Genomic DNA, 14,243 nt, shown 5'->3' on the forward strand with positions numbered 1-14,243 from the left:
ACGCAATAAATGAGAAATCGACCGGCAAATATTGCGAAACTTTCCATCAAATGGGCTGCCCTCCTTTATTATTGTGGCACAAGGACTTAGATCCGCAAAGCCGCACAGGAGCCTGAGGTTAACGGCATTGCTATTCGCACTGGCAACGCCACGAGGGAAAGCGGCTGGAACGGAATTTGAACTGAAACGGCGCGCCCTGGGTGCGCCGTTCTGTTCTCTGGAGGGGACTTTGGACAGCTCCAGCCCATTGCACACGCTCTACCTTTGGCTGGCCGTGACTGGCTTGTTGCGAGTTCACATCGTCTCCCCTCCACGATCAATAGAGCCCCTTTCCAAACCCTGTGACAAGCCTTCCCAGAAATCGACAAGGTGAGCTGCTGCTGAAACCATAGAGACCTGCTGATCGTGTCGTTACAATGCAACCCTGCGAGGCCTGCACCTTTCCAGCGCAGTCCTTTTGCGTTCCAGTGCCCTCCCAAGGGAGTTCGAGCAACCGGCAGCACGGTCTTCTTGACAGGATCGCGGTGGAGGCTCACCGCCTATGCCTACGCAATGGCGTCAGCGGGGAAGCAGCGGGCTTGGCGCGAGTGCTGGCACCATGAGTTCCACACTGGCCTTCGCACGGCTCAGCGCCACGTAGGCTAGACGACGGCCACGTTCGTCAGCAAAGTGCCCAGCACTGAAGTTTCCCACCAACACGTGGTCGTACTCCAAGCCCTTGGCCTTGTGGATGGTGCCGATGCTTCGAGCAGGCTGTGGGAGCGACAGCTTGCGGGCACCGATGGCGGCATCGAGGGCCTCCAGGGCATCGTCCGGGCCCGAAGGACGGATGCGTCCAAGGATGCGCAGGCACTCAGGCTGACGTAGGCGCAGCCAGTCTGGGGGGCAACGCGCGATGCCTTCGATGGCGGCGCAGAAACTCGCAAGATCTGGGCAGGAGTAAATCGGCGCGAAGGTCGCCAGAAACGGCGCGAGGGCACGGCTACGCCCAGCTTGGACACCTTGGACAGTTAGCGCACGACCAATGGTCTCACGATAAGCCGCTGTTAGCCCTGTTGCGACCTCACCGAGCAGGTCAAGAATGATCAAACATAGATCCCTTGGACGGCCGACCGCTGCGATGGCACGCTCCAGCGCAGAGTAAGCGCCCTCGAAATCCGCACCCTCATTGAACGTAAGGCGGCCGCGTCCGCAGCCGTAAAGCCCAACGGACAGGAGCCTGCTGGCGGCGAGAACCGAAACCGTGCCGTGTCGATGACGGTTGAGAAAATCCTGCAGCGGCTGTGCCAGGAAGCGAGGATTCCCCTTCCCGAAGCCCGCATCGGGCATTCCGGGTACATAAGTGAGGCGCACGCCCTCGGGCCGCCGAGACATGGGCAGCGCCGTGCCGGCCTTGAGCGCGTTGCGAGCCCTGAGGATCCACTCGCCCAGTTCAGGCGCCTGGGACCAGCGCTGCGGAGTATCAAGCGCGACGCGGACATCAGCTTCGCACTCCAACTGGCGCCACGAAATTGCGTCTCCGTCGTCGTAGATAGCCTGGAGAGGGTCCCCAAATATCCGCAGCCGCCCGGAGCCGGCCTCCGCGAGAATGCGTGCCACCCGATGTTGGTCGCGGCGGGCGTCCTGGTGCTCGTCTACGATGATGACTGGGTACCGGGCCGCCACCATGCGCGCGAGCGAAGGGCTGCGCGACAGGAGTTCCACCGCCTTACAAGCCAGAGTGTCAAAGGGCACACGGTCGCGGCCCGGCCCGACCTGACGGCGCAAGTCGGATGGCAACCCGAGCACACTCGCGTAGGGACTTAGGAGGTCAAGGCAAAACGCGTCGATGGTGGTGACCCGCACGGACCCGCGCACACCTCGCGTCCTTGCCGAGAATGCCTGCACAGCAGCATTCGTATGGGCCAAGACCAGCACCTCGCGCCCCGGATCCAGCGTCGGTGCGAGGTCTGCAGCGAGGGCGGCTGCCTCATGCGTCTTTCCGCAACCGGCCGGCGCCTCCGTGAGCACCACCGGCGCCGATGAGCGCAGGATTTCCCGGCATCGGATCAGGGTCATGTTGTGCCCCGAAGCGCCGCGGCAAAGGGTTCAACCTGCCTCCTGATGGCTTCTGGCAAGCCTACATCCAGAAGGCGCTGACCGAGAAGACGGCCAGCATCAACCGTTTTGAACCAAGTGTTGTTGCTCATGCAGGCTGCCAGAGCCTGCCGCACGGCTCTGGCACCGAACTCATCGATCAATTCGCCAATGGTTCTGCCCGCTGGTTGGGAAAACCGGCCCCGGACTTGGTCCACATATGAACGCTCACGACCATCCCTTGCCTCGGCCGCCCAGGCCGGGACATCGACGAGCCGCTCCTCGGGCAACCACTGAGCGACGGCCTCCTCGATGTTGCAGGCGTCTTCCCAGACGAATAGGTGACAGCCTGCGCTGAGGCGTGCGCGCTTTTCAGGAAACGCTGCCTCGTTGTCGAGGAAGGCGGCGCATCGAAGGCCGGCCGCAGCGAACGCCTCCACCCTCCCAAATACCTGCGGCTGTCCCCGCCCGTCGATGAGATGAATACCAAGACGATCAAGGGAGCCGCCCAGCAATGGGGGCAGCACGACTGACAGCAGTCCAATCTCTGTTGGGCCTTCACAGAACACAGGCAGGGGGCAAAGAAGCGCCTCAGGATCAGTTGCGAGAACCTTGTGCAGGTCAGGGCTGTCCAGGGCCACGATTTCTGTGCTTGGACCCATGCGCCAGACGGATCCTGCTGGCATCCGTGACAGCACAGCTGGAGCGTGCGTGGTGAGGAAGGCGTGGCCGCGTTCACCTGAAAGCTCGACGATGCGTTCGGCCGCAAGACGCTGCCGGTACGGCTCAAGCCCGCGTTCAGGCTCGTCGACGACTATCACTGGCTGTTCGAGTGCGAGTGCGGAAGACAGCTCCAGCAAGGCGAGGTGACGGGTGCCGGTTCCAGACAATGCAATTGGAATGGCCTCGGCAGGATCGGCTCCGTGCAGGAGAGTCACCATTCCCGGCAGCGTTGTGCCCCCCGCCGGCGGCACGATGCCAAGGTGCAGGTCTGTCGGAAGATTAGCCCGCTCGAAGAGCGCGGCCATGCTCGCCACGCCCTCCTGTACGCTTGTGGGTAGTTCGAGGCTGCGGGACGCGACAGCCACCGCCTGGTGCAGCGCTGGGCGGAAATCAGTCCGTCCGAGATATTTATCGAGGAGACTGCCTGGCCCGACCCGCAGATCACGTGGAGCTCGGTCTTCCCCAGAAAGGCGTGCCAAGGCAAACCGTCGACGTAAGGCAACCGAGAAAGGTGGGCACTCCACCGCCTCTGTGGGCGGGACGATCTCGTGAAGGGCCTCCATGTCAGGTGTGCCACGCACCCGCACCACGATCACCGGTTCAGCGCCGTCCTCATCCGGGAGTGGGGTCACCTCCCCATTTCGCCATCCCTGAAGCAGTGGAGGGAAGCGGTCTGTCGCGAGAAGCCTCGGATCTGGCACATTGATGACCGCAGTTATCTCAAATCCGTTGCCGACCCGACGCCCGTAGTAGTCAAATTCGCTGCACGGCCCCGCTGGGTACGGTGCCAAGAGAAGCGAGATAGCGGCAAGTACCGTGCTCTTCCCGCTATCGCCAGGTCCGATCAGACAGTTGACCCCGGGTTTCGGGTCCCATGTGAAATCGCTTAGACCGCGGTAGTTCCTGATGGTGAGTCGTCGAATGTGCATGAGCCGCACTATGCAGGTGGCAGTCACAAGCGACGATGGGAAACTCTTCTATGTCCACATCATCCACAGATAGGGCCAATCGGGAGAACACTTCGGGTCACTTTCATCGATGAACGGTTGCTGACCGGCCTACCCTCATGGCGAGCGAGTAGGGAGTTGTTGCTCCCAACAAAAAGCCCCCGGGCTGTATTACCTGGGGGCTCTGTCGCCATGACTACTTTGAATTGATTAATCGCTATCCTTGGCCGTCAGGATCCGACACCGCTTTTTCTTCCCGGGCATCAGAATGCATTGCTATCAGTTCCTCTTCGTCGATCACGAAAGGACCACGGCGGCTTGAGGGCTTCTTCAGCAGCGATGCGCACGCCTGATGGAACTGGGAATAAAGCCAGCTGGAGTCCTTATCCTCTCGACGCGCACTTGCCTGATCATAGCTTAACATTGCATCGTCTCTCCATCGGCAGTGATTCCGTCGGAACTTACACCGAACAAATCTCAAGCCCCAAGCGATGGTTCCATACTATGGATAAAGAGTTGTTAATAACGCCGAGTCAAAACAAAGGCGCACAGAGTACAAAAACAATCGGAAATCCTGAAATAATATTTGGTATTGTTGGCCCTATTGGCGTCGATATCGATGGCGTCGTTGCTGCATTATCTAAATCACTCCAAAGTGTTAATTATAATACTAACACAATACATCTAACCAAGTTCATCAAGGATCCGCGTATTGAGATCGAAATTGACGAGTCGAGTTATTTCAAACGCTACAAATCCCTCATCGAGTACGGGAATGAGTTTCGTAAGCTTGCTAATTCAGCCAACGCGATGGCAGCTATCGGAATCGCCAAAATCCGGGAGAGGCGTACGGATTTAACTCAAGATGTCGAGCAGCCCGCATTTGGTCATGCATACATCGTTAGGCAGTTTAAGAGAACGGAAGAAGTCGAACTCATGCGCCAAGTCTACGGCCGCAAGTTCATTCAGGTATCCGTATTCGGAAGCCCGGCAGATAGAAGGCGGATCCTCATAGAGAAAATTCGCTCGTACAATTCATCTCCAAAGAGCGACGCCCAATGCGAGACCGAAGCCATTGAACTGATTGATATGGATCACAACCAGAAGGACGATGACAATGGTCAGCGCCTTTCCGAGGTCTTCCATCTTGGTGACGTTTTCGTGGATGGCATAAATCGCGACAAGGCCGAGGAGACAATCGACCGGTTCATAAGAGCATTCTTTGGGGATACTTCGGTATCACCAACGAAGGACGAGTATGGGCTTTACATCGCTACGGCTGCCGCACTGCGCTCCGTCGATCTTTCACGTCAAGTGGGCGCCGCCATCTTCAGCAAGCGTGGCGAGGTGATTTCCCTCGGGTGCAATGAGGTTCCAAAAGCAGACGGCGGTACATATTGGTCTGATGATGACCAGCCTCCTGTCCGGGACATTGAATGGGGCAGAGATCCGAACCAGGAACGCAAGAACGAGATTATCTATGACTTGCTGGACCGCATGTTCGATGAAGGACTCCTTTCCGACAAGCTCGGATCGATGGAGGATGGACAGAAGAGAGTGGATTCGCTTCTCGCAAGCAAGAAGATCAGAGATGCTCAGCTTCTCGACATCATTGAGTTCGGGAGGATCATCCACGCTGAAATGTCTGCGATCTCAGACGCCGCACGGCTGGGACGAGCGACGGCAGGCGCAAGCCTCTACTGCACGACCTTCCCGTGTCACTTGTGTGCAAAGCATATCGTAGCCGCAGGTATGGATCGCGTCGTCTTTCTGGAACCATACCCAAAGAGCTACGCCCAGAAACTGCACCCTGACTCAATCACTTTCGATCCTGCTGATCGAAGCAGAGTTCTTTTCCAACCATTTATGGGGATATCACCTCGACGCTACCGGGATATCTTTGAAAAGAAGAAGAGAAAAGATGCTGAAGGCAAAGCCATCAGCTGGTACGAGAAAGTACCAACTCCGCGCCTTGAAGATCGCAGCGGATCGTATGTTGAAAATGAAGAAGGCGCGATGGTGTCCGCGCTGAAGAACCTGTTCCAATCGTCGGCACCGGCTGACGAGGCCGACAATCCCTCCAACCTAGAAAGCAGCTAAGGGCTTGTGTACGCTCTTCCTCTTAGATCCCACGATCAAGGAAGAGCGGCAGTCCCTCGGTGCCACGATCTTCGCGGCGGGCAGGAGCGGGCCTCGCTGCCTCTCGCTCGGCCACTCTGCGCATCAAGGCTTCGACAAACTTATCCATCTCTGCCTTGAGCACATCGTCTGATAGGAGGTCGAACTTATCGCGTCCGCGGATATGCAGAGACCGGGATTCATTTTTCCCTGGCCGTGAAAGATCAACCAAGTCCAATTCGAACTCCGTCAGATCTGGCAAAGTGAATACGGCCTTCTCCAAGATCGTCGCAAAAAGGGATGCCGTGAATCCCCTTAACTTCGGCTGGGACCAGAAGCTTATCCAGAGAACCTTTTGCCTCTCTTCACTCAGCAAAAGGAAAGGTGGATTAACTGGTACTTGCAAACCGCGCCCGATGGGGAAGTAGGTTCTTTCGAAAGAAACGCACTTATATCCTCGGTTCAGCTCAATGTAACCGCGCAGCGCTGTCAGGGCCGAGAGGTTGGAGCTTCGATTGAGCTCACCCTTCAAGATGCTGTCGGCGGCCCTGTAAACTTGCTCAAACGGAAGCCCTAATTGTAGGAGATCGAGCAGCCATTTTGTCCGAAGGGTCTCATAGCTCACAAGGATTGAGTCATTCTCACTCTTTCGTATTCGGTTGTAGATCTCGTCAACAGTTCCGCCACAAAAGGTTACAAAATGCTGCAGGCTTGGGATCTTTAGTTCACGCACTACTACTTCCTCCAGGCGACTCATGTTGCCGGAAGTACTCAGCAACTAAGTCGTCTGGTATGATCATGCCAGGATTTGACGGCGACAAGTGGTTCCAGATCCTATCCCATGGGCCATCAGGCTCATGGGAGAGCTCGACCAATTTCCAGGCCGGTATCCGAATGTAAAAATCGATAACTGGAGCAATAAATTTTAGCTCGTTCGGCGGCAATGCAATCGAAAATTCGACCATCTTCCCAGAAGAAACATCTAGTTTCTTGGCTCTCGCATTGATTGATTTCTTCTCGAAAGAACTAAATTGCCGATAAATCTCGCGATAAACCGGCCCGAACTCCCAGGCTTCTGCTTTCTCTCGAAGCAAAGGTTTATTGAAATGCGCTAAGAAGTGCCCGTGCGCAAAATATAGAATCTTGTTGATAGACAAGTTGGTGACGCTGATGCCGAGGTGCTCTGCTCGGTCAAGCACAACGTTCGCAATTGCGCGCACGTCGTACGCCATAACAACTCCTAGAACTCAGTAATTTGATTCGAAGATAGCCCCATCCATGGTCAGAGCAACCGGTAAGCGCGTTTGGCGTCCAAAGATCCTTAACAAACGGGGTGCGCCCAATAAGTAGCTGCCCCCTTCAAGACGCCGTCAGCAGTTCTCAGTGCGTCTCGTGCAGGCACTTGTCGTGGTCGGCGAGCACCTCGATGATCCGGCACTTGGCCACCTTACCGTTGTCACAGGCAACCATGTTCTGGAGTTCGTCCCGCAAGGCGGTCAGACGGGCGATCTTGTCGTTGACCTCGGTGAGATGGGCCTTGGTGATCTCATGCGCCTCGCCGCAGGAGCGGTCAGGATGGCTGGCAAGGCCCAACAGCTGGCGGATGGCCTCGACCTCGAAGCCTAGCTCGCGGGCGTGGCGGATGAAGTTGAGCCGGCGCACATCCTCAGGCCAATACCGACGCTGCTGACCCTCGGTCCGGACCGGCTCCGCCAGCAGGCCGATCTGCTCGTAGTAGCGAATGGTGGGGATCTTTACCTGGGCCTGTCGCGACAACTCGCCAATCGTCAGGGACATCGAAAAAACCTCTTGAACCTATAGCCGCTAGAGGATGTAGCCTCCGGCCGAATCAAAGTGAAGAGGTTTGTGATGTGTGAGGCATGCAATCTGCCCGGCTCCCGCGAGGAGAAGCCTAAGGCCGTGCCAACGCAGGGGCAGCGCACCCGCTACCGGGTTTCCGGCATGGACTGCGCCTCGTGCGCGGCCAAGATCGACACGGCCCTCCGGCGCACCCCCGGTGTGGCGGACGTGAGTGTGTCAGTCCCTGCGGGAACCGTAACGGTAGCCCACGACGACACGGTCGTTCCTGCCGCCTTGGCTCAAAGGATCAAGACGCTTGGGTACAAGGTCACGGGACAGGGACCGGCCGATGGTACGGCGGCTCCGTCGAAGTCCGATCACCAGGAACACCAGCATGATCATGATGGTCATGATGATGCGCACGATCATGATGCCGAGACCACGGCCGGCCTGCACGGGCACATGCATGACCATGGCGCCTCTGAAGGGCCTTGGTGGCGCAGCCAGCGTGGTCTGCTGACCATCGCCTGCGGCGTCGCGCTGGTGGCGGCCTATGTCGTGGGACAGGTCGCGCCGGTGACCGAGCGCTGGGCGTTCCTTGCCGCCATGGCCATCGGCCTGGTGCCGATTGCCCGACGCGCCTTCGTGGCAGCCCGCTTCGGCACCCCGTTCTCCATTGAGATGCTCATGACCATTGCCGCCGTGGGCGCCGTGATCATCGGCGCCACCGAGGAGGCGGCCATGGTGGTTTTCCTGTTCCTCGTTGGCGAGCTTCTGGAGGGCGTCGCAGCAGGGCGTGCGCGCGCCAGCATCCAGGGCCTGACCAAGCTGGTGCCCAAGACGGCCCTACTAGAGCGGAACGGCTCAACCGAGGAGGTCCCGGCCGAGAGTCTCACCGTTGGATCCGTCATCCTGGTGCGTCCGGGCGACCGCGTTCCGGCCGACGGCGAGATCGTCTCGGGCGAGAGCGCCGTCGACGAGGCGCCCGTCACCGGCGAGAGCGTGCCCAAGCGCAAGAGTGTCGACGACACCGTCTTCGCCGGCACGATCAACGGCGACGGTGCGCTCCGCGTGCGCGTCACCGCGGCCGCGCAGGACAACACCATCGCGCGCATCGTGCGCCTGGTTGAGGAGGCGCAGGAGGCCAAGGCTCCGACCGAACGCTTCATCGACCGCTTCTCGCGCTACTACACGCCGGCCGTCCTCGTCGTCGGCGCCCTCGTCGCCATCGTGCCGCCGCTCCTCTTCGGCGCTCCATGGGGTGAGTGGGTCTACAAGGGCCTAGCGATCCTGCTGATCGGCTGCCCATGCGCGCTGGTGATCTCGACCCCGGCCGCCATCGCCGCCGGCCTGTCGGCCGGCGCCCGCCGCGGCCTGCTGATGAAGGGCGGGGCCGTGCTGGAGAGCCTCGGCAAGATCACCATGGCAGCCTTCGACAAGACCGGCACCCTGACCGAGGGCAAGCCCAAGGTCACGGACGTGATCCCGATGGCTCGTTCCGAGCGGGAGGTGCTGTCCCTGGCGGCCGCTCTGGAAACTGGATCGAGCCATCCGCTCGCCACGGCGATCCTGGCCAAGGCCGCGGAGGCCAAGGCTCCGGTCCCTCCGGCTGCGGACGGCGCGGCCGTCGGCGGCAAGGGCGTGACCGGCAGCGTCGGCGGGGTGTCGCTGTTCCTCGGCTCGCCCAAGGCCGCCGGCGAGAAGGTCGCGCTCCCGCCCGAGGCTGAGGCCCGGATCGGGGCTTTGCAGGAGGAAGGCAAAACCGTCTCGGTTCTCCTGGCGGGAGATCAGGTCGCGGGGCTGATTGCCATGCGCGACGAGCCGCGCCCCGACGCCAAGGCCGGCCTTGAGGCCCTGAAGAAGGCCGGCGTGGAGGCCGTGATGGTCACAGGCGACAACAGTCGCACGGCGCAAGCCATTGCCACCAGTCTCGGCATCGAGCCCCGGGCCGAACTGTTGCCGCAGGACAAGCAGACCATCGTCCGCGAACTCCAGGCCAAGGGCCAAGTCGTCGCCAAGATCGGCGACGGCATCAACGACGCCCCGGGATTGGCCGCCGCCGACGTCGGCATCGCCATGGGTGGCGGCACCGACGTCGCGCTGGAGACCGCCGACGCCGCGGTCCTGCATGGGCGCGTGACGGACGTCGCCCGCATGGTGCGCCTGTCGCGGGATACGATGGCGAACATCCGCCAGAACATCACCATCGCGCTCAGCCTCAAGGCGGTGTTCCTGGTGACCACCATCCTCGGCATCACAGGCTTGTGGCCGGCGATCCTTGCCGACACCGGCGCCACGGTGCTGGTCACCGCCAACGCCATGCGCCTGCTCGCGGCCGGAGGACGGACTTGAGGATGGTCGCAAAAAGGATCCGCCGCCTTCTTGAGGTGACGGTGCCCGTCGTGATGATCGATCAGGTCTCCAAAGGGCTCGCGCGGGCATCCCTCATGCCCGGGGAGGTCCATGAGCTCCTGCCGTTCGCGAACCTCAGGCTGGGCTTCAACCGGGGCATCAGCTTCGGGTTCCTGCCGGCCGACGAGGCCTCCGGTGTGCTCCTGTTGATCGGGATCACTGCCCTCATCTCCCTCGGCATGGCGGTTTGGAGCGTCATGGCTCAGACTTGGCAGGAGGCCACGGCCTTAGCCCTGATCCTGGGCGGCGCGCTCGGCAACCTGATCGACCGGGTTCGGGACGGCATGGTGACCGATTTCATCGATCTCCATGCCGCCGGCTACCACTGGCCGACCTTCAATGGCGCCGACATCGCCATCACGCTCGGTGCGGTCTGGCTCGTGGTGGACAGCCTCGGCATCGGGGTCCGGCGGAGGGAGGCATCCTGATGCCGTCCACCATTCTCCCTGTCGTGTTGCTCATCGGCCTTGGCGTGGCGTTTGCGCTGCTCACCCGCCGCGTGTCGCAGCGCCTCGGCCATTCGGCCGACAGGTTCGGTACGGGCGACACCGCCCATGACTTCGTCGGGCGGGTCTATCGCATCGGTGGCGCGATCCTGTTCGTCTTCCTGATCGTGCGGGTGGTCCTGCCGACAGCCGATATGGCCGTTGGCCTGATCCCGGTGTTGGCCCAGCCCGCCTTCGCATGGCTTGGTCTCGTGGTGATGGCTGCCGGCAGTGCCGTCATCCTCGCCGCGCAGGTGCAGATGGGGATGTCATGGCGGATCGGCCTCGATCATGAGAGGACCGGGCTCGTGACCGCGGGCCTGTTCGCATGGTCACGAAATCCAACGTTCCTCGGGATGATGGCCGTGGCGGTCGGTGCCTTCCTCATGGCTCCGACCGCCATCACCGGCATCGTGCTGGCCGCCGCCTGGGTCGCCTTCTCGCTCCAGATCCGGATGGAGGAGGAGCACCTGCAGCGCATGCATGGTGTTACCTATGACCGATACCGCGCTGCCGTGCCACGATGGATCGCCCTTAGGCCTTCGGCCAGGGCGGATACCGCTCGTGGCTCACCTGTGGATCAGGGGTGACTGAGTAGGGCCGGCCTCAATCCTGCCGGACTTGTTGGCATTCTATACGTCGGACGGTTCAGGCTTGCGGCAGGGCGGCGTTCCGGCGGTAAGACAGGGTTAAAGCTAACGATTTAAGAGTATCGGGGAACTGCCCGGCAGCAACGTCCGGGCAGGTCGTCAAGGAATGCGGGGATCCCCATGATGAAGCGTATCGCAATGGCTGCGGGCCTGGTGCTCGCGCTCGCCGCCTGCCAGGGCGAGGGCGGTTCTGTCAGTTCCACGCGCCACCTGGCGCCGATCCCGCCGGCCACCATGGCGTTGATGTCCACCAAGGGCATGTCCAAGGACGACCCGATCCTCATGCGCTCCTTCAAGAAGGAGTCCGAGATAGAGGTCTGGAAGCGTGGCCGCGATGGCAAGTACGCGCTCCTCAAGACCTATCCGATGTGCCGCTGGTCGGGCCAACTCGGGCCGAAGATCCGCGAGGGCGACCGCCAGGCGCCAGAGGGCTTCTATACGGTCACGCCCGCGGCCATGAACCCGAATTCGCAGCTCTATCTCTCGTTCAACCTCGGCTACCCGAACGCCTATGACCGCGCCCATGGCCGGACGGGGTCGCACCTGATGGTGCACGGCTCGTGCTCGTCCATGGGGTGTTTCGCCATGACGGACGAGGCCATCTCAGAGGTGTACGCGCTCGCCCGCGAGTCGTTCGCCAGCGGCCAGCGCGGCTTCCAGTTCCAATCCTATCCGTTCCGGATGACCGCGGAGAACCTGGCCAAGCATCGCTACGACCCGAACATCGCCTTCTGGAAAAACCTCAAGGAAGGTTCAGACTACTTCGAGGTGGCGAAGCAGGAGCCGCAGGTGTCCGTGGCCAACCAGCAGTACGCGTTCGGCGGCGACGCCTCCGTCATGGCAGCGGTCGCGCAGAAGCAGCGCCAGGACGAGCAGGAGGTCGCTGGGCTCGTGGCCAAGGGCGTGCAGCCGATCAAACTGGTCTACGACGATGGTGGGCAGCATCAGACCTTCCGTCAGGCGCTTGCAGGTGATGCCTCTGGAGACGGCGGCTCGCTTGCCGTCGACGCCAGCGCCCGCAACCGCCTTGGGGACGTGAGCCGACCCGAAGCCTTGGCAGCTGGGCCGCGGGAGATCATCCTCGCCGCCAATGGCAAGCCGAGGCAGCAGACATCGTCCACGCTCGCTTATGCCTCGCAGAGGCCCGTGGGCCAGGCGCGCGCTGTCCAAGGCATCCCGCCGTCGGCTCCGGTCGCGGGTGCGGCACCTGAGCCGACCGTCCAGGCATCGGGGGGCGAAGGACGCTCGGTGCTTGATCGCTTCCGGGGACTTTTCGGCGGTTAGCAGCCACTCCGGGCGGTGATGAAGATTTGAGCAAATTCCGAACGTCAGCGCACCTCGGACGGTCTCCGCTAGCCCTGGGCAATCTACGACTGCTATTGCTTGGGGCACCATGTCTGGAATCACCCGCATCGCGCCGAAATCTTCGGCACGAGGGCTCAAGGCCTTCGTTCTCGTGGTTTGCCTCATTATGCTGGGTGGCGAGGGCTGGCGCGATTGGAGTGAGCGGGAGCAGGAAATTGCCAGCGTCAGCACCGACACGCTGAACCTCGCCAAGTCACTGGCACAGCATGCGCAAGACTCCTTTGAAGTCGCAGACGCCCTTCTGGTGGATGTGGTTGACCGTGTCCAAACCAGCGGCGCTGTGCCTGATGCCATCGATAGACTGGGGAGCTTCCTCGTCGAGCGGGTGCAGTCCCTGCAACGCATCAAATCCCTGACGGTCTATGGAGCGGACGGGCTGCTCCTGACCAGTTCCCTGCCGGGGCACCGCGGCCGGGTGAACGTGAGCGATGAGCCCTTCTTTCAGCACCACAACGCTGTCACAGGCAGTGGTTGGTTCTTGGGGCCCTTGATCCGCGATCCGCTCGGAAGCGACTGGGTCCTCACACTGTCACGTCGGTTCAACAAACTTGACGGAAGCTTCGGCGGGGTCGTCCAAGCCAGCATTCCGCCCCGTTATTTCGCAAACTTCTTCGGCCGCATCGACGTCGGCACGCAAGGTTCAATCTCGCTCTTCCACACGGATGGCACGCTTCTGTCCCGCTATCCCTACGTCGAGCGGGCCATCGGGACCAATGGAGCTTACGAGCCCTGGTTCCGGGATGGGAAGGCCTCCGGCGTCTACGAGTACAAGTCCCCCGTCGATGGAGTGAAACGCATCGGCGGCTTCCAACGCAACCACATCTTCCCCATCGGGGTCCTCGCGTCGATTGGCCGGGACGAGGCACTATCAAACTGGAATCACACACTCATTGTTCGCCTTATCCTCACTGGATTGCTTGTCGGCACCATCGCCATCCTCGGCTGGAGCCTTATCGGACAATTACGGCGACGGGAGGAGGCGGAGGCGGAACTCGCGATCCTTGCGACGACCGATGGCCTGACGGGCCTTGCCAACCGACGGACATTCGACCGGCAGCTCGAAACGGAGTGGCTCCGCGCGGCGCGTGATGGAAAATCCGTTGCGCTCCTGCTGGTCGATGTGGATCGGTTCAAGTCGTACAACGATATCTACGGACATCAGGCCGGCGACGAATGCCTGCAGACGGTTGCAAAGGTCATTGCAGGCTCGGCTCGCAGGCCGTCTGACTTGGTCGCTCGCTATGGTGGCGAGGAGTTCATTGTTCTGTTGCCGGACCTGAGCGCTGCTGGCGCAGCCGCCGTGGCGGAGGATATCCGCGCACGGATCGAGGCGCTACACCTGCCGCACGAGGGGAACACCCCAATAGGCATCCTGACAGTCAGCATCGGCTCCGCGAGCCGTAGCGCGAGCGTGGACCGCTCCCGCATCAGCCCAAGGGATCTCATCTCGCTGGCCGACGCCGCGCTCTACAGAGCCAAACAAAGCGGACGCAACCGGATCGCAACAGCGAAGGCCGATCTGTCGGAGGCGCGGCTTCAAGGCTGATGGGATGGTGCCGGCTCAATGTCCGGGACGTTACGGTCGAGGTTGTCCAGCAACACGCTTGGCCCCGCGTCGGACGGGGCACCTCAATCGCCGCGTGGGGACAGGGAGCCACCGGACAAGA

Annotated in this window: 12 protein-coding genes and 1 pseudogene; 6 read left to right on the forward strand and 7 right to left on the reverse strand. The window is 61.1% G+C overall.

Annotated elements, in window-relative coordinates:
- Positions 1-558 precede the first annotated feature (558 nt).
- From GR303_RS04715 to GR303_RS24470, 4 genes and pseudogenes are all read right to left on the reverse strand, one after another.
- Positions 559-2,058: a UvrD-helicase domain-containing protein gene (locus GR303_RS04715; RefSeq protein ID WP_161721157.1), complete on the reverse strand. Its 1,500-nt coding sequence runs from the start codon at positions 2,056-2,058 to the stop codon at positions 559-561.
- Positions 2,055-3,104 (reverse strand): AAA family ATPase, encoded by a 1,050-nt coding sequence (locus GR303_RS24585; RefSeq protein WP_246205239.1) that lies wholly within the window; start codon positions 3,102-3,104, stop codon positions 2,055-2,057. The genes GR303_RS04715 and GR303_RS24585 overlap by 4 nt, the downstream gene beginning before the upstream one ends.
- 492 nt (positions 3,105-3,596) lie before the next feature.
- Positions 3,597-3,728 (reverse strand): annotated as a pseudogene (locus tag GR303_RS25380) (AAA family ATPase); the annotation flags it as partial.
- Positions 3,729-3,963: 235 nt separating this feature from the next.
- Positions 3,964-4,170, reverse strand: coding sequence for a hypothetical protein (locus tag GR303_RS24470; protein WP_161721155.1), 207 nt, complete (start codon positions 4,168-4,170; stop codon positions 3,964-3,966).
- 80 nt (positions 4,171-4,250) lie between these two features.
- Between GR303_RS24470 and GR303_RS04725 the strand changes: the two genes are divergently transcribed.
- On the forward strand, positions 4,251-5,846 hold the full coding sequence (locus GR303_RS04725) for an anti-phage dCTP deaminase (protein ID WP_161721154.1): 1,596 nt from the start codon (positions 4,251-4,253) through the stop codon (positions 5,844-5,846).
- 22 nt (positions 5,847-5,868) lie between these two features.
- On the opposite strand, the gene GR303_RS04730 is transcribed toward GR303_RS04725, so the two are convergent.
- The 3 genes from GR303_RS04730 to GR303_RS04740 form a co-directional block, all read right to left on the reverse strand.
- Complete coding sequence (locus GR303_RS04730; RefSeq protein ID WP_161721153.1) at positions 5,869-6,597, reverse strand: hypothetical protein; 729 nt, start codon at positions 6,595-6,597, stop codon at positions 5,869-5,871.
- Positions 6,590-7,096 carry a Panacea domain-containing protein gene (locus tag GR303_RS04735; RefSeq protein ID WP_161721152.1) on the reverse strand — a complete coding sequence of 169 codons (507 nt, stop codon included), beginning with the start codon at positions 7,094-7,096 and terminating at the stop codon, positions 6,590-6,592. Before GR303_RS04735 ends, GR303_RS04730 begins: the two co-directional genes overlap by 8 nt.
- Before the next feature lie 148 nt (positions 7,097-7,244).
- Positions 7,245-7,661: a MerR family transcriptional regulator gene (locus GR303_RS04740; RefSeq protein ID WP_161721151.1), complete on the reverse strand. Its 417-nt coding sequence runs from the start codon at positions 7,659-7,661 to the stop codon at positions 7,245-7,247.
- A 72-nt stretch (positions 7,662-7,733) separates the two neighbouring features.
- On the opposite strand from GR303_RS04740, the gene GR303_RS04745 reads away from it, so the two are divergent.
- The 5 genes from GR303_RS04745 (at position 7,734) to GR303_RS04765 (ending at position 14,122) form a co-directional block, all read left to right on the forward strand.
- A complete protein-coding gene (locus GR303_RS04745) occupies positions 7,734-10,016 on the forward strand; it encodes a heavy metal translocating P-type ATPase (protein WP_161721150.1) in 2,283 nt (760 codons plus the stop codon).
- Positions 10,017-10,018: 2 nt separating this feature from the next.
- The gene (lspA, locus tag GR303_RS04750) at positions 10,019-10,504 is read left to right on the forward strand and encodes a signal peptidase II (RefSeq protein ID WP_161721149.1); all 486 of its coding nucleotides are present in this window, start codon (positions 10,019-10,021) and stop codon (positions 10,502-10,504) included.
- Positions 10,504-11,151 (forward strand): methyltransferase family protein, encoded by a 648-nt coding sequence (locus GR303_RS04755; RefSeq protein ID WP_161721148.1) that lies wholly within the window; start codon positions 10,504-10,506, stop codon positions 11,149-11,151. Before lspA ends, GR303_RS04755 begins: the two co-directional genes overlap by 1 nt.
- 180 nt (positions 11,152-11,331) lie before the next feature.
- Entirely contained in the window at positions 11,332-12,495 is a 1,164-nt protein-coding gene (locus GR303_RS04760; protein WP_343038378.1) for a murein L,D-transpeptidase family protein, read from the forward strand.
- 109 nt (positions 12,496-12,604) lie between these two features.
- Complete coding sequence (locus tag GR303_RS04765; RefSeq protein ID WP_161721147.1) at positions 12,605-14,122, forward strand: sensor domain-containing diguanylate cyclase; 1,518 nt, start codon at positions 12,605-12,607, stop codon at positions 14,120-14,122.
- Positions 14,123-14,243: the final 121 nt, after the last annotated feature.

Origin of the sequence: Microvirga arsenatis (assembly GCF_009910705.1) — a bacterium.
Taxonomy (GTDB): Bacteria; Pseudomonadota; Alphaproteobacteria; order Rhizobiales; family Beijerinckiaceae; genus Microvirga; species Microvirga arsenatis.